The sequence below is a fragment of the Plantactinospora sp. WMMC1484 genome, assembly GCF_049315195.1.
GTDB lineage: Bacteria > Actinomycetota > Actinomycetes > Mycobacteriales > Micromonosporaceae > Plantactinospora.
Genome location: NZ_CP186055.1, coordinates 5,232,916 through 5,251,017 on the forward strand (window position 1 = coordinate 5,232,916; position 18,102 = coordinate 5,251,017).

An 18,102-nucleotide genomic window follows, 5' to 3' on the forward strand; every position below is an offset into this window, starting at 1 on the left:
TCCGACGTGCGCCCCGAGGCCGGATCCCGCCGCTGCCGGGACCGGCCCCCGGCTTTCGCAGATCTCAACCCGAGTAACCGAACTCGTCGTTGATGAAGCCGAGCACCTCGTCCAGCGACGCCGACTCCAGGTCGATGGCGCCGTTCTCCGCCGCCTGCCGTGGGAACCGTGCCTCCCAGGCCCGCAGTAGCTGTTCGAGGCGCCGGGCGATCCCCGCCGCATGCTCCGGATCGCCCGGCTCGGCTTTGCCCAGCGCCCCGGCGATCCGGTCCAGCTCGGAGGTCAGGTCCAGTGGGCCGGCCTCGGGCGTCGGCACCGGGAACAGCTCCCGGAGCTGCGCCGCGAGTTCGGCCGGGGACGGATGGTCGAACACCACGGTCGCCGACAGCCGCTGCCCCGTCTCCACGGCCAGCCGGTTACGCAGCTCCACCGCCGTCAACGAGTCGAGGCCCTGCTCCAGGAAGCCACGGTCCGGGTCGACCGCCCCCGGGCCGGGGTGACCCAGCACCGTGGCGGTGCAGGTCCGGACCAGGTCGAGAACCGCCCGGTCCCGGTCGGCGGCGGACAGCCCGGCCAGCCGGTCGGCGAAGGAGACGGCCGCCGTGGGTCGCGGGGTACCGTCCGCGCCGGCCTCGGTCGGGGCGTACGGCGCCAGGCCGCGCAGCGGAGGGCTGACCGGCGCGGTCCGTGCGGCGACGCGCAGCGCCGCCACGTCGAGCCGGACCGGCACCAGGGCCGGTTCGCCGACGCGCAGGGCCAGGTCGAACAGGGCGAGACCGTCGGCGGTGTCCAGCGGCGCGATACCGCTCCGGCGCATCCGGCGCAGGTCCGCGTCGGTGAGCTTGCCCGCCATCCCGGCGCGTTCCCGCCACAGGCCCCAGGCCAGCGAGATCGCGGGCAGGCCCCGGGCCGCGCGATGGTGGGCGAACGCGTCCAGGAACGCGTTCGCGGCCGCGTAGTTGCCCTGGCCCGGCCCGCCGAGGATGCCGGAGGCCGAGGAGAAGACGACGAACGCCCCGAGCACCGCGTCCGCCGTCGCCTCGTGCAGGTTGAGCACCGCGTCGACCTTGGCGCGGAACACCTCGTCGACCTGCTCGTCCGTCATCGCGGCGATAACGCTGTCCCGGTTGATTCCGGCGGCGTGCACGACCGCCGTCAGCGGATGCGCGGCAGGGATCGCGGCGATCAGTTCACGCACCCGGTCCGGGTCGGCGAGATCACACGCTGCCACGGTCACCTCGGCGCCAAGGCCGCCCAGTTCGTCCCGCAGCTCGGCGGCGCCCGGTGCCGCCGCTCCCCGCCGGCCCACCAGGAGCAGGTGGCGCACCCCCGCCGAAACGACCAGGTGCCGGGCGAGTTCGCGGCCGAGGCCGCCGGTGCCGCCGCTGACCAGGACCGTCCCGGCCGGGTCGAAAGGATACCCGGGTACCGTCGCCGTCGCCGTCGCGGTCGCCGTCGCTGTCGCCGGCACCACCGCCGGAGCGAGCCGGGGTACGAACGCCTGCCTGCCCCGCAGCACCAACTGCGGTTCGGGTCCGGCGAGCGCGGCCGCCAGATCGTGCGCGGCCACCGTGTCGTCGACGTCGACCAGCACGAAACGGTCGGGCTGCTCGGCCTGGGCCGCCCGGATCAGCCCCCATACCGCGGCGTGCGTCGGGTCGACCGGGCCGCCGGGGACGTACGGCACGGCCTCGCGGGTGAGTACGACCAGAGTGGTGTTGGCGCGGGCGTCGTCCGCGAGCCACTGCCGGACCACGGACAGCACCCCGACAGTCGCCTCGCGCGCCGACATCGCGTCAGGCGTCCGCGCCCGCGTTCCGACCGACAGGACGACCGGGCCGGGCAGATCCGGTTCGAGCGCCGAGAGCCCGGGTACGGCCACCGCCGCCAGCCCGCGTAGCGCCGGGAACGTCTCCGGGTCCCCCAACACCGCGATCGGGAACGTCCCGACAGGCTCCGGAAGCCGGTACGGGACCAGGCTCATCCGATACAGCCACTCCTGCCGATCGTCGGCGTGGTCCGCGAGCGGTCCCGGCTCCGCGAAGGTCACCCGGGCCGCCCGCAACAGGAGCCGACCGGCGGCGTCCGACAGTTCCACGTCGGCGGCGTCGGCGCCGTCGATCCGGAACCGCAGGCGCTCCGGTGAACCGGCGGAGAGGCGGTCCAGCCCGTGCCAGGCTCCTACCGTGCCGTGGCCGGTCAACGGGGGCAGCGCGGCGAGGGCGGCTCCGGGAGCGCTGCCCGGTGTCGGGGTCAGCTCCGCGTACACGTGGTCGTCGGCGCGCCACAGTGCGGAGACCACCCGCTGTGCGGGACCGTACGCCACGCCCTGCTCCGCCAGCCGGTCGTACTGGCCGTCCGCCGACACCGGCTCGGCGTCGGCGGGCAGCCACCCGGACGAGGTGACGGCCGCCGGGTCACCGGTGCAGGCCCGGCCGTGGGCGTACTCGGTCCAGTCGTCCCGACCGCTCCGGCGGGCGTGCAGGGTGACCGCGCGGCAGCCGTCCCCGTCCTGCTCTCCTACCCGGACCTGCAGGTCGACGCTGCCCCGGGCGGGCAGCACGAGCGGCCCGCCGAGCGTCAGCTCGGTGAAGCCGGTGCAACCGCAGCCGGTGGCCGCGTACAGCAGCGCGTCGGTGATCGCGGTGCCCGGCAGCACCGGCCGGCCGGCGACGGTGTGGTCGGCGAGCCAGGAATCGTCCCGCGCGGTGACCCGGCCGGTGTGCACGGCACCCCCGCCGGCCAGCGCGACGGTCGCGCCGAGCAGCGGATGTCCGGCCGGATCCGGTCCGTCGGCACCCGGCAGCAGCCAGAAGTGCTCCCGGCGGAACGCGTACGTCGGCACCGGCACGAGATCCGCGTCGGGCAGGACGGCGTCGGCGTCCACCGGCACACCGTGCGCCCACAACCGGCCAACCGCCTCGGCGACGGCGACACTGTCCGGCCGGTCCGCCCGCAGCATCGGCAGCACCAGCCGCTGCGTGCTGCCGGGCTCGTCGTCCAGACACTCCGCCGCCATCGGGGTGAGCACCGCGCCGGGACCGATCTCCAGGAAGACGTCCACCCCGTGGTCGCGCAGGGCACCGACGCCGTCGGCGAAGCGGACCGCGTGCCGGATGTGCCGGACCCAGTAGTCGGCGGTCGTGAGATCACCCGGACCCGCGATCGTACCGGTGAGGTTGGAGACGACCGGGATCTGCGGCTCGGCGTACGAGACGCTCTCGGCCACCCGACGGAACTCCTCGAGGATCGGGTCCATCTGCACCGAGTGGAACGCGTGGCTCACGGTGAGCCGCTTGGTCTTGTGCCCGGCCGCGGTCAGCCGCTCCGCGACCCGCAGCACCGCCTCCTCGTCGCCGGAGAGCACGACTGCCGAGGGGGCGTTGACCGCCGCGACACTCACCCGTGGGTCGTCGGCGATCAGGGTGCGGGCCTCGTCCTCGCCGGCCTGGACCGCGACCATCGCGCCGCCGGGCGGCAACTGCTGCATCAGCCGGCCCCGGGCGGCGACCAGCCGGACGGCGTCCCGCAGGTTCAGCACCCCGGCGACGTGCGCGGCGGCCAGTTCGCCGATCGAGTGGCCGACGAGGTGCCCGGGCAGCACGCCCCAGGACTCGACCAGCCGGTAGAGGGCGACCTCGACGGCGAACAGGGCCGCCTGGGTGTACACCGTCTGATGCAGCAGGGCGGCGTCGTCGGGCTGCTCGGCGAAGATCACCGTACGCAGCGGCAGGTCCAGGAGGTCGTCGAAGCCGGCGCAGACCTCGTCCAGGGTACGGGCGTAGACCGGATAGCCGGCGTACAGCTCGCTGGTCATGCCGGGACGCTGCGAGCCCTGGCCGGAGAAGAGGACGGCCACCCGGGCACCGGTGGGGGTGGCGCCCCGACCGGCGCGGGCCAGGGTGCGCAGGCCGTCGAGCAGGGTGTCGCGGTCAGCGGCGGCGATCGCGGCGCGCCGGTCGAACGCGGAGCGGGCGAGCGCGAGGGTACGGGCGACGCCGGGCAGCGGCAGGTCGGGCCGGGCCAGCAGATGGCGGTGCAGGCGGTCGGCCTGGGCACGCAGCGCGTCGTCGGTGCGGGCGGACAACAGCACCGGCACCGGCCGGTCGATCACGATCTCGGGCTCCGGTGCCGTCGATGCCGCCCGTGCGTCGAGTGCCTCGGGCGGCTCCGGTGCCTCGGGCGCCTCCTCGATGATGACGTGCGCGTTCGTGCCGCTGATCCCGAACGAGGAGACGCCGGCCCGGCGGGGGTGACCGGCACGCCGCCACGGCTGAACCTCGGTCAACAACCGCACCGCCCCCGCCGACCAGTCCACCTCCGGCGTCGGCTCGTCCACATGCAACGTCCTCGGCAACACGCCCTGACGCATCGCCAACACCATCTTGATCACACCAGCCACACCCGCAGCCGCCTGCGTATGCCCGATATTCGACTTCACCGACCCCAACCACAACGGCCGAACACGATCCCGCCCATACGTGGCCAACAACGCCTGCGCCTCGATCGGATCACCCAGACGGGTACCCGTACCGTGCGCCTCGACCACATCCACACCCCCCGCCTCGACACCCGCATCCGCCAACGCCCGCCGAATCACCCGCTGCTGACTCGGACCATTCGGCGCGGTCAGACCATTGGAGGCACCGTCCTGGTTCACCGCCGAGCCACGCACCACCGCCAACACACGCCGACCATGCCGGCGAGCATCCGAAAGCCGCTCCAACACCAGCACACCGACCCCCTCACCCCAACCCGTACCGTCAGCGCCCGCCGCGAACGCCTTGCACCGACCATCCGCAGCCAACCCCCGCTGACGGCTGAAGTCGACGAACGGCTCTGGTGAGGACATCACCGTGACACCGCCGGCCAGGGCGAGGCGGCACTCGCCGCGCAGCAGCGCCTGCGCGGCCAGGTGGATCGCGACAAGCGAGGAGGAGCAGGCGGTGTCGATGGTGATCGCCGGCCCCTCCAGGCCCAGCGTGTAGGCGACCCGGCCGGAGGCCACGCTGGCGGAGTTGCCGGTACCGAGGTAGCCCTCGACCTCCGGCGGCACGTTCCGCAGCCGCGCGGCGTAGTGGCCGCCGTTGGTACCGGCGAACACGCCGGTGTCGGTACCGCGCAGCGTCATCGGGTCGATGCCCGCCTGCTCGACTGCCTCCCAGGCGGTCTCCAGCAGCACCCGCTGCTGCGGGTCCATCGCGATCGCCTCACGCGGCGAGACACCGAAGAAGCCCGCGTCGAACTCGCCCGCACCGGACAGGAAGCCACCCACGGTGGTGTACGTCGTGCCGTGGTGCTCGGGATCCGGGTCGAACAGCGCGTCGAGATCCCAACCACGGTCGGCCGGGAAGGGCACCATGGCGTCGCCGCCGGAATTCAGCAGAGCCCAGAACTCGTCCGGGGTACGCACGCCACCCGGGAAGTGGCACGCCATGCCGACGATCGCGACGGGCTCGTCGACCGGCGCCGTGCTGGCCGGACTCGCCGCCGCAGGGCCGCCCGCCGCCTCGCCGTGCAGGAAACCCGCCAGCGACGCGGGCGTCGGGTAATCGAAGACGAGGGTCGTGGGCAGCGCCCTGCCGAGCGCCGCCGCGAGCCGGTTGCGTAGTTCCACGGCGGTCAGCGAGTCGAAGCCGATCTCCTGGAACGCCCGGTTCGGGTCCACCTCACCGGCGCCGCCGTGCCCGAGCACCGCGGCGACCTCGGTCCGTACCAGATTCGTCAGCGCGGCGGCCGTCTCGGCTGGCGGTGTCGCCGCGAGGACGGATCCGGCGGGCGGCGCCGTGTGGGCCTCCACCGGCGGGACCAGTTCGCTGAGCAGCGGGCTCGGCCGCACCACGGTGAACGACGCAGCGAACCGGTCCAGGTCGAGGTCGGCGACCACGGTCGACGGGCCTCCCGAGCGCACGAGCCGCTCCAGCAGCGCCAGCGCGCGTTCGGGTGGCATCGGCCGGACCCCGTCCCGGGCCAGCCGCTCGCCGACCGCACCCGCCGCCATGCCGGCCCCGGCCCACGGTCCCCACGCGACGGCGGTGGCGGGCAGGCCGTCCGCACGGCGCTGCTCGGCCAGGGCGTCCAGGTAGGCGTTCGCGGCGGCGTAGTTCGCCTGCCCCGCCCCACCGACGGCGCCGGCGAACGAGGAGAACAGGACGAACCCGCCCACGCCCGTCCCGGCGGTCAGCTCGTGCAGGTTCCGGGCACCGTCCACCTTGACCCGCAGCACACCGGCCAGACGCTCGGGGGTGAGCGAGGTGATCACGCCGTCGTCGAGGACACCTGCGGCGTGCACCACCGCGACCAGCGGGCGGTCCGCAGGCACCGCCGCCAGCAGGCTGGCGAGCGCCACCCGGTCGGCCACGTCGCAGGCGGCGACGGTCACCCCGACGGCCCCGAGCGCGGTCAGCTCCGTGCGCAGCTCGACCGCGCCGGGCGCGGCCTCGCCGGAGCGGCTGACCAGCATCAGGTGCTGGGTACTGTGCGCGGCGAGGCGACGCGCGAGCTGGGCGCCGAGTCCGCCGGTGCCGCCGGTGATCAGGATGGTGCCCTGCACCGACCGTTTCGGACGGGCGGCGGAGGCCGGCTCCTCGTTCGGAAGGGCGGCCGCGCGGACAAGCCGGCGGCCGAAGACGCCGGCGTCGCGGACCGCGACCTGGTCCTCGCCACCCCGGCCGGTCACGACGGCGGCGAGCCGCTGCCACGCCCGCTCCCCGGGCGTGGCGGGCAGATCGACCACCCCGCCCCACAGCCCGGGAAGCTCGAGGGCCGCGACCCGGGCCAGTCCCCAGAGCTGGGCCGCCACCGGGTCGGCGAGCCGGTCGGCGGCGCCCACGGAGACCGCGCCGTGCGTCAGCGCCCAGACCGGCGCGGTGCGACCGGCGTCGTGCAGCGCCTGCACCAGGGCCACGGTCGACGCCAGGTCCAACGCGCACAGCACGCCGGCCAGCGGTTCGTCGCCGGCAGCGGCCAGAAACTCCGGGAAACCGGCGTTCGCCGCCAGGGCCGGGGAACCGGCGTTCGCCGCCAGGGCCGGGGAACCGGGGCCGGCCGCCACCTGCACCACCCGGGCGCCCCGCGCGGTCAGTGCCCGCGCGGCGGGGGCCAGCGCGTCGTCGGCGGCGACGACCAGCCAGGTCCCCCCGGCGGGGCCGGCGGCCGGTTCGGGCAGCGGGCGCCAGACCGCCTGGTAACACCACGGCTCGCTCTCCGCCGCTCCGGGGCGGGGCGCGGCGGCGGTCAGGGTTTCGATCGGCCACCAGTAGCGGCGGCGCTGGAACGGGTACGTCGGCAGCCGTACCGGCCGCGCGCCGAGCCCGTCGAACGCCGCCTCGTGGTTCCAGGCGTAGCCGTGCACGTACAGCCGGGCCAGCGCGGCCGCGAAGGCGAGGTCCTCCGGCTGCCTGCGGTGCTGGCTGGGTACGACCACGGCCGGTTCCGCACCCGTCAGGCACGCGCCGGCCGTGCCGGACAGCGCCGCGTCCGGGCCGACCTCGACGAACGCGCGTACGCCCTCGGCCTCGGCAGTCCGCACCGCGTCGGCGAACCGGACAGCCTCCCGCAGGTGCCGCGTCCAGTAGTCTGCGGACCGCAGGTCGCCGTCGGTAGCGCGGCGGCCGGTGAGGGTGGAAACGATCGGGACGTTCGGCTCGGCGTAGCCGACGGTCTCCGCGACACGCCGGAACTCCTCGCTGATTTCGTCCATGTGCCAGGAGTGGAAGGCGTGGCTGACCCGCAGCCGTCGGGTACGCCGGCCGCGTCCAGCCCAGAGCGCGACGACCGACTCGACCACGTCGCTGTCACCGGACACGACGACGGACTCCGGGCCGTTGACCGCCGCGACGTCCGCCCGCGGCGGCAACTCGGCGAGGATCTCCTGCTCGGTCGCTGCCACCGAAGCCATCGCCCCGACCCGGTCGAGCCGCTGCATCAGCCGGCCACGAGTCGTGACCAGCAGGGCGGCGTCGGCGAGGGAGAGTACCCCGGCCACGTGCGCCGCCGCGAACTCGCCGACCGAGTGCCCCGCCAGCAGGGCCGGTCGTACGCCGAGCCACTCCAGCAGCCGGAACAGCGCGACCTCGAACGCGAAGATCGCCGGCTGGGTGTAGCCGGTCTCGTCCAGCAGCGCCGCCTGGCTCGACCCCTCGGCGGCGAACATCAGCTCGCGTAGCGGCCGGTCGAGGTGCTCGTCCAACTGGGCCAGCACCTCGTCCAGTGCGGCGGCGAAGACGGGATGGGCGTCGGCCAGTGCCCGGCCCATGCCCGGACGCTGGCTGCCCTGCCCGGTGAACAGGAAAGCCAGCGGTCCGGGATCCTCGGCGACACCGGTCAGCACCGCGGCGGTCGTCTCGCCACGAGCGAGCGCCATGAGCCCGGCCCGGTAGCCGTCGCCGTCCGGCGCGGTCACCGCCGCGCGATGCCGCAGGGCGGTGCGCGTGGTGGCCAGGGCCAGCGCGACGTCGACCGGGCGGTACGGGCTGTCCGGGCCGGCGTACGCGAGCAGACCTCGCGCCTGGTCCCGCAGCGCCGCCGGCGTCGCCGCCGACAACACCCAGGGCAGCGGCCGGTCCGCCGCCCCGGGACCGACCTGTACGTCCTCGGCGGGGCCGGCCGCTTCGAGGATCTCGGCCGGACCGGCCTGTTCGAGGATCACGTGGGCGTTCGTACCGCTGATGCCGAAGGACGACACTGCGGCCCGGCGCGGGCGTCCGGTCTCGGGCCACGGCGCGGCCTCGCCGAGCAGCGTGACCGCGCCGGCCGACCAGTCGACATGCGGGGTCGGCTCGTCCACGTGCAACGTCTTGGGCAGCAGGCCGTGCTCCAACGCCAGCACCATCTTGATGACACCGGCCACGCCCGCCGCAGCCTGCGTGTGACCGATGTTCGACTTGACCGACCCCAGCCGCAGCGGCCGGTCCGCCGGCCGGTCCTGCCCGTACGTGGCGAGCAGCGCCTGCGCTTCGATCGGATCCCCGAGGACGGTGGCCGTACCGTGCGCCTCGACGGCGTCCACGTCGGCGGTGGTGAGGCCGGCGTTCGCCAGCGCCTGCCGGATCACCCGCTGCTGGCTGGGTCCGCTCGGCGCGGTCAGACCGTTCGACGCGCCGTCCTGGTTGACCGCCGAACCCCGCAGCAGCGCCAGAACCCGATGGCCGCGCCGCCGCGCGTCCGACAGGCGCTCCACGAGCAGGATTCCGGCGCCCTCGCCCCAGCCGGTGCCGTCGGCGGCGGCGGCGAAGGCTTTGCACCGGCCGTCGGGCGCGAGACCCCCCTGCCGGCTGAACTCGATGAACGCGCCGGGCGTCGACAGGACGGTGACGCCACCGGCCACGGCCAGATCGCACTCGCCGGCCCGCAGCGCCTGGGCGGCCAGGTGCAGGGCAACCAGCGACGACGAACACGCGGTGTCCACGGTGACCGCCGGCCCCTCCAGGCCGAGCTGGTAGGCGATGCGCCCGGACATCACGCTGGTGGCGCTGCCGGTGATCAGGTAGCCCTCGCCGCCACGCTCGGCGCCCTGCATCAGGGTCACGTAGTCCTGGCCGTTGGCGCCGACGAACACGCCCGTACGACTGCCCCGCAGCGTCGCCGGGTCGATGCCGGCCCGCTCGACGGTTTCCCAGGCAGTCTCCAGCAGAATCCGCTGCTGCGGGTCCATGGCAGTGGCCTCGCGGGGCGAGATGCCGAAGAACTCCGCGTCGAACTCCGCAGCGTCGTACAGAAACGCGCCGGCCCGCGTCGTGGTCGTGCCGGGGCGCCCCGGGTCGCCCGACCAGAGATTGTCCAGGTCCCAGCCCCGGTCGGCGGGGAATCCACCGACCGTGTCCACACCCTCGGCCAACACCTGCCAGAACTCCTCCGGCGACCGGATCCCGCCGGGGAACCGGCAGCCGACCGCGACGACCGCGATCGGGTCCGCTGCGTCCACCGCGGCGACGGGCACCGGGGCGGCGGCGTCGGCGGTCAGCTCGCCGGTCAGCTCCCGCAGCAGATGGGTGGCGAGCGCCTCCCCGGTCGGATGGTCGAAGACGAGGGTCGTACCCAGGTTGAGGCCGGTGACGGCGCGCAGCCGGTTACGCAACTGGATGCCGGTCAGCGAGTCGAAGCCCAGGTCCTTGAACGCCCGGGCGAGCGACAGCCGACGCGGCGAGTCGTGCCCCAGTACCGCCGCCGCCTGCTCGCGGACCAGTTCCTCGACCTGAGCCCGCCGCTCCGCCGCCGGCAGCGCCGCGAGCCGGTCCGCCAGGGCCGAACCGCTCCCGGAGCCGGTGTCCGAGCGGGTTGCCGCAGCCCGCCGGGCGCGGGCCCCGACGAGATCACGCAGTACCACGGGCAGCGTCCCGGCGGCCGCCTGGCCGCGCAGCGCGGCCAGGTCGAAGTCCGCGGCGACGACGACCGGCTCGTCGCCGGCCCGGGCCGCGCGCAGCAACGCCAGGCCGTCCCCGGCGGCCAGCGGGGCGATGCCGCCGCCCCCGATCCGGCGCAGCTCCGCCTCGGCGAGGTGGCTGGTCAGCTCGCTGCGCTCGGCCCAGAGCCCCCACGGCACCGCGAGCGCCGCAAGGCCCTGCCGGCGGCGGGCGCGGGCCAGCGCGTCGAGGAAAGCGTTCGCGGCGGCGTAGTTGGCCTGCCCGGCGGTGCCGACCGTACCCGCGATCGAGGAGAAGAGTACGAACTCCCGCAGGCCGAGCCCGGCGGTCAGCTCGTGCAGGTGCAGCGCGCCGTCGACCTTGGCACGCAGCACCGCGTCGACCCGCGCGGGGGTCAGGGCGCTGACCACACCGTCGTCCAGGGCCCCGGCCGCGTGCACCACGACGGTCAGCGGATGCGCGGCGGGGATGTCCGCGATGGCGGCGGCCAGTGCCTCGCGGTCCGCCGCGTCGGCCCGGACCAGGGTGACGCCGACGCCGAGGGCTTCCAGTTCCGCCGCCAGCTCACCCGCGCCGGGGGCGTCGGCGCCACGACGGCCCACCAGCAGCAGGTGACCGACCTCGCCCCGGGTCGCCAGGTCCCGGGCGACCAGGCGGCCGAGCGCACCGGTGCCGCCGGTGATCAGCGCGGTCCCGCCGACCGGCTCCGGCTCGCCGGTCGCCGGCACCGGGACCAGGCGCGGCACGCTCAGGACACCGTCGCGGACGGCCAGTTGCGGCTCACCGGTGGCCACCCCGGCACGCAGCACCGCTGCGGAAGCGGGGGCGTCGTCGGTGTCCACGAGCACGAACCGGCCCGGCTCCTCCGACTGCGCCGAGCGCAGCAGGCCGCGTACGGCTGCGCCGGGCAGGTCCCGCTCCTCAGCGTCGTGGGTCAGCACGACCAGCGGTACGGCCTCGGTCCGCCGGTCGGCCAGCCACGCCTGAACCACTCGCAGCGTTTCGTGCACAGCAGCCCGGACGGCGGCAGCCGTGTCGGTGTCCGCCCGGCGCGGCACGTCGAGCAGCGCGGGGTTGGGCAGTTCCGTCGCGGGCTCGGCGAGCAGGGCGAGCATTTCGTCCACGGTCGCCACCGTCGGCGGTTCGCCGGGCATCGCCTCCGGCAGGACGTCCCAGGCCAGGCGGTACAGGCCCCGGCGGGTCGGGGCGGAGTACGTGGCGGGGTCGGGGGTGGTCAGTCGTAGCACCCCGGCCGTGAGCACCGGGGCACCCGTACCGTCGGCGGCGACGAGCGTCAGCGTGCCCGCCGGCCCCGGCGTGAGCCGTACCCGCAACTCGGTCGCGCCGGTGGCATGCAGGACCACGTCCTGCCAGTCGGTCGCCAGGACCGACGGCTCCGGTGTTGCGGCCCGTACGGCGGCCGCGAGCAGGTCCGGGTGGATGCCGAAGCCGCCCGCCGGCTCCGCGTCGTCCGCAAGACGCACTTCCGCCCACGTGGTGTCGCCCCGCCGCCACACCCCGCCCGGCTCGGCACGAGCGGATTGTGGCGGCCAGACGGTCAGTTCCGCGTCCGGGTGTCCGGTCGTACGCCGCTCCGCCGTCCCGTGGGCGAGCCGGATCCACGACGGATCGTCGTCACGCCGGGCGAAGATCTCCACGGTACGGCGGCCGTCGGCATCGGACCCTGCCACCGTCACCTGCACCCGGGTCGCGGTCGACGGTGACAGCGGCAGTGGCGCCTCGACGGTGAGCCTGCCGAGCCGTTCGCAGCCGGCCTCGTCGCAGCCGCGCAGGGCGAGTTCGACGAGGACCTCGGCGGGCGGCGGCTCCGCGCCCGCGTACAGCCACGGATGGGTCGCGGCCGACAGCCGGCCGGTCAGCAGCACGCCGCCTCCGCCGCCCTGTTCGACGGCCGCGCCCAGCAACGGGTGTCCGGCGGGCGCCAGACCCAGCCCGGCCGCGTCGCCGGCCGACGGCGTCGGCAGCAGCCAGTAGTCGCGTCGCTGGAAGGCGTAGGTGGGCAGGTCCACCGGGCGGGCGTCCGGCCCGAAGAGCGGGGTCCAGTCGACGTCGACGCTGGCGACCTCCGCCTCGGCCAGTGCGGTGGTCATCCGGGACAGGCCGCCGACGTCACGCTGGAGCGTGCTCAGCACCGACCCGCGCACTCCGGCGTCGTCCAGCACCGACTCGATCGACGCGTGCAGCACCGGGTGGGTGCTGATCTCGAGGTAGGTGGTGATCCCCTCGGCGGCCAGCGCCCGCACGGCCGGGTCGAACTCCACGATCTGCCGCATGTTGCGGTACCAGTAGTCGCCGTCGAGCGTGCCGGTGTCGAGGAGCCCACCGGTCACCGTGGAGTAGAACGGCACCGTGGCGGCGGCGGGCGCGACCGGGGCGAGCACCCGCAGCAGTTCCTCCCGCACCGCGTCGACCTGCGCGGAGTGCGCGGCGAGGTCGATGCCGTGGATCCGTCGGGTGCGGATTCCGTCCGCCTCCAGAGCCGTCTCCAACTCGGTGAGCGCGGCCCGGTCGCCGGAGACGGTCACGGTCGCCGGACCGTTGATCGCCGCGATCGACAGCCGGCCCGCCCAGCGCGGCAGCCGCCGCTCCAGTTCCTGTCGGGACGCCAGGACCGAGGTCATACCGCCCGCACCGGCCATCGCCCGCTGCGCGGCCTGACTGCGCAGTGCGATGATCCGGGCGGCGTCGCGCAGGGTCAGGCCCCCGGCGACGTACGCCGCCGCGATCTCGCCCTGGCTGTGCCCGACCACGGCGACCGGCTCCACGCCGAAGGAACGCCAGAGTGCGGCCAGCGACACCATGGTGGTGAAGAGCACGGGCTGGACCACGTCCGTGCGCTCCATCGACGGCGCGCCCGGCACGCCCGCGAGCAGATCCAGAACGGACCAGTCCTGGAACTCCCACAGTGCGGCGTCGCACTCCTGCACACTCGCGCGGAACACCGGCGAGGTCTCCAGCAGCTCCGCCACCATGCCCGGCCACTGGGTACCCTGGCCCGGGAAGACGAAGGCGACCGGGGTCCGGAGCGCGGTGCCGCCGGTGACCACGTTCGGCGCCTCGGTGCCGTCCGCCAACGCCCGCAGCCCCGCGACCAGGTCCGCGCGGTCGTGACCGACCACCACGGCTCGGCTCTCCAGCCGGGCCCGGGTGGTGGCCAGCGACAGGCCCACGTCGGCGGGCTCCGGAGACCGGGTCTCCACGTACCCGGCCAGCCGCTCCGCCTGCGCCTGCAGCGCCTCGGGCGAGCGCCCGGAGAGTACCCAGGCGACCGGCCCGACCGGCCCGACCGGCTCGGGACGCGGCTCCGGGCTCGCGGCATCGGCGGCTGGATCTCGCTCGCGGCCCCGCAACTCCCCGAGACCGGCACCGTCCTGCGGCGCCTGTTCGAGGATGACGTGCGCGTCGGTGCCGCCGAGCCCGCTGGCATCGTCCTGCGGCGCCTGTTCGAGGATGACGTGCGCGTTGGTGCCGCTGACCCCGAAGGAGGAGACCCCGGCACGCCGTGGACCGCCGGTGACCGGCCACGGAACGGTCTCGGGCAGCAGCTCGACGGTGCCGGCGGACCAGTCGACGTACGGTGTGGGCGCGTCGTGGTTGAGGGTTCGTGGCAGCAGCCCGTGCCGCATTCCGAGGACCATCTTGATCACGCCGGCCACACCGGCGGCGGCCTGGGTGTGACCGATGTTCGCCTTGATGGAGCCGAGCCGCAGCGGCCGGTCCGCCGGCCGGTCCCGCCCGTACGCGGCGATGAGCGCCTCGGCCTCGATCGGATCGCCGAGGCGGGTGCCGGTGCCGTGCGCCTCCACGGCGTCGACGTCCGCCGCAGCCAACCCGGCGCTGGCCAGCGCCCGCCGGATCACCCGGGCCTGCGCGGGTCCGTTCGGCGCGGTCAGCCCGTTGCTGGCGCCGTCCTGGTTGACCGCCGAGCCGCGCAGTATCGCGAGGACCGGATGGCCGTGCCGCCGCGCGTCGCCGAGCCGTTCGAGAACGAGCATGCCCGCGCCCTCGCCCCAGGCGGTGCCGTCGGCCGCCGCCGCGAACGGCTTGCACCGGCCGTCGGCGGCGAGTGCGCGCTGACGGCTGAACTCCAGGAACGGGGCGGGCGTCGCCATCACGGCCACACCGCCGGCCAGCGCGATCGAGCATTCGCCCTGCCGCAGCGCCTGGGCGGCCAGGTGGAGCGCGACCAGCGACGACGAGCAGGCGGTGTCCACTGTGACAGCCGGACCCTCCAACCCGAACGCGTAGGCGATTCGGCCGGACAGCACGCTGCCCGCGGTACCGGTGCCGATGAAGCCCTCCACGTCCTCGGGTACCCGGTCCAGCCGGGTGGCGTAGTCGTGGAACATGGCCCCGGCGAACACCCCGATCGCGTCGCCGCGGCGGCTCACGGGGTCGATCCGGGCGCGCTCGAACGCCTCCCAGGCGATCTCCAACAGCAGCCGCTGCTGCGGATCCATGGCGAGGGCCTCGCGGGGCGAGATGCCGAACAGTTCGGCGTCGAAGGCGGCGGCGGAGGTCAGGAATCCACCGGTACGCACGTAGCTGGTGCCCGGGCTGTCCGGATCGGGGTGGTAGAGCGCCTCGACGTCCCAGCCCCGGTCGCCGGGGAAGCTCGTCATCGCGTCCCGGCCCTCGACGACCAGGTCCCACAGTTGTTCGGGCGAGTCGATCCCGCCGGGATAGCGGCAGCTCATCGCGACGATCGCGATCGGTTCCCCCGGGTCCGCCACGGGCTCGTCGGCGGGGCGCGGGGCAGACTCGGCCCCGGACAGCCCGGCCGCCAGGTGCCGGGCGAGCACCCGGGGGGACGGATGATCGAACGCCGCCGTCGCCGCGAGCGGGTGCCCGGTCGCGGCGACCAGCCGGTTCCGCAACTCCACCGAGGTGGCGGAGGTGAAGCCGAGATCCTGGAAGGACCGCTCGGGCGGTACGTCCGCCGGCCCGGGCAGGCCGAGTACGGCGGCCGACTCGGTCAGCACGATGGTGAGGATGCGCTGCTCGCGCTCGCGGCCGGACAACCCGTGGAGCCGGTCCGTCGTCGTGGCGCGGGGAGCCAGGGCCCGCAGGACCGGTGGTGTCCCGGCGCCGCCGAGGGCCGCGATGTCGATGTCGATCGGCAGCAGCTCCGGTGCGCCGGCCGTCATGGAGACGGAGAGCAGTGGCAGGGCTTGCTCGGGCGCGAGCGGGAGGCATCCCCTCGGCCAGCCGGACAGGTCGTCGGCGTGCGCCGGCCCCCAGGCCAGGTTGACCGTGCTCAGGCCCATGGCCCGGCGGTGGGCGGCCACGGCGGTGCAGAAGCCGGCCGCTGCCGCCCGCGTCGATTCCACCGGTACGCCGAGGGCCGGTCCCGCCGTGGTGAAGAGCACCAGCGCCGGCGCTCCCGGCTCGGTGCTCGCCTCGTGTAGCTGCCACACGCCGTCGGGATCCTCGTCGGCGGAGGTGTGCACGATCGCCGCCAACGGTCGCCTCGCCCCGGGCCCGGTGTGGATGTCGAGCGGTGTAGCGGCGCCGTTCGTGGCGGGCAGCGCCGTGAGAGTGGCACCGAGGTCGGCGAGGGCCTCGGCCAGTCCGTCCTGCTCGCCGGGGACAGCCAGGTGGCGTACACCGTGCCGGGCAGCCAGACGCAGCGCGACCTCCCGGGGCCGGGCTCCGGTGACAAGCACCGCCGCGTCCGGCGCGAACGAGGGGATGCCGTCGGCGGCGGCCCGCGTCAGGCGTGGCACGTGGACGCGTCCGGAGCGGACGGCCAGGCGTGGTTCGCCGCCGTACCCGGCGACCACTGCCGCGACCGCTGCCGCGCCGGGCTCGTCGGTGTCGAACACGACGATCCGGCCGTCGCCCGCGCCGGCGCGGGCGACGGCCATGGCGTGCACCGCAGCGGCTGTGGGCTCGGGCAGTTCTCCGGGCAGCACGGCGATCGCGCCACGGGTCAGCACGACCACCGGGCCGGTGGTTTCGGTGAGCCGCTCTTCCAGCAGACCGGCAGCCTGCCGGACCGCGGCGCGCACCCCGGCCGGGTCGGGCCGCGGTGTGAGATCGAGGACGGCGCCGTCTCCGGACGTCGCGCCGGCCGGGTCCGAGCCGACCGTGGCCGGGTCGACCGGGGGCCAGGTCAGGCGGAACAGCGCATCCGTGCGGCCGTGCACGCCGAGCAGCCGCGCGGGCGTACCGCCCAGCCGGTGCCGGGTGATCTTCCCGGAGGCGGTGCGCGGGATCTCGGCCACCGCGTACAGCGCGACCGGCACCTTGTAGTAGGACAGCCGCGCGCCCAGGACCGCAAAGGCCGCTGTCACGTCGAACGCCTCCGCCGGGTCGAGCACGACGTAACCGACCGGCTGCTCGCCGAGCACCTCGTCGGGCTCCCCGGCCGCTGCGGCATCGGTCACGCCGCCGAGCCCACGCAACACCTCGTCGATCTCGCCGGGATGGATGTTCTCCCCACCTCGGATGATCAGGTCCTTGATCCGGCCACTGATCGTCAGGTGCCCGGCGGTGTCGCGGCGGGCCAGGTCACCGGTGCGGTACCAGCCGTCGCGCAGCGCCTCGACCGTCGCCTCGGGCCGTCCGTGGTACCCGAGCATCAGGCTGGGGCCACGGACCCACACCTCGCCCTCGGTGCCGGGCGGTACCTCGGCGCCGGTACCCGGGTCGGTGATCCGCACGTCGAGTCCTGGTACCGGCAGCCCGCAGGACCCGTCGGGCAACGGCCGGTCCGGCGGGGACATGGTGATCGCGCCGCAGGTCTCGGTGCTGCCGTAGCTGTCGAGCAGCCGGACGCCCACCGCATCCAGGAACGCGGCACGCAGCGAGGCACCGGCCACCGCGCCCGTGCACAGACAGACCCGCAGGCTGTCTGTGCGCACCGCACCACGCCGGGCCTCCCGGGCCAGGTGGTGGTACATCGTCGGCACTCCGACCAGGACCGTGTAGCCACCGGTCGTCAGCTCGTCGGCGACCTGTTCGGCGGCGAAGCCGGGCAGAATCCGCGCCGACGCGCCGACCGCGGTCACGCCGACCACCGCGAGGATGTGCGAGAGACTGTGGAACAGCGGCAGCGGCCACAGCAGGTGGTCGTCGGGCCGCAGGCCCAGCAACGGCTCGTACGAGGCCCCGATTGACCACAGGCAACTGCGCTGGGTAGAGAGCACTCCCTTGGGCCGGCCGGTGGTTCCCGAGGTGTAGAGCATCCAGGCCGCCTCGTCCAGGCCGAGGTCGTCGCGGGGCGCGGGGCCGGGTTCGCTGCTCGCCAGCCGCTCGAACGAGAGTTCGCCGTGCTGCCCGGCGCCGCCGGCCACGACGGTCACGTCGGCTGGCAGGACGGCACGCATCTCCGCGACCCGGGTCGCGTCGGCGATCACCAGCCGGGCGCCGCTGTCCGCGACCAGGTACGCCAGCTCGTCCGCCGTCGCGAGCGGGTTCACCGGCACCCCGACCGCGGCGGCGCGCAGCACGGCCAGGTACGACTCGACCTGCTCGACGGTGTTGCCGAGCATCAGCACCGCCCGGTCGCCGCGACCGAGTCCAAGGGTTGCGAGGTGACCCGCGAGCCGACCGGTACGCAGCGCCAGCTCCGGGTAGCCGACACTGCGCGAGTCGTCGCGGTACGCCGCCTTGCCGGTAAAGCGCTCGGCGTTTGCCAGCAGCAGCTCCGGCAACGCTCGGATCGGCTCGGAAAGTGGCACCTGCGTCTCCCTGTCCTCGTCCGGCGGGCCGG

General features: G+C 74.9%; 1 pseudogene. It reads right to left on the bottom strand.

The annotated features are described in order from the left end of the window. Positions 1 to 64 precede the first annotated feature (64 nt). Positions 65 to 18,013 (bottom strand): annotated as a pseudogene (locus ACN28C_RS22930) (SDR family NAD(P)-dependent oxidoreductase); the annotation flags it as partial. Positions 18,014 to 18,102 lie beyond the last annotated feature (89 nt).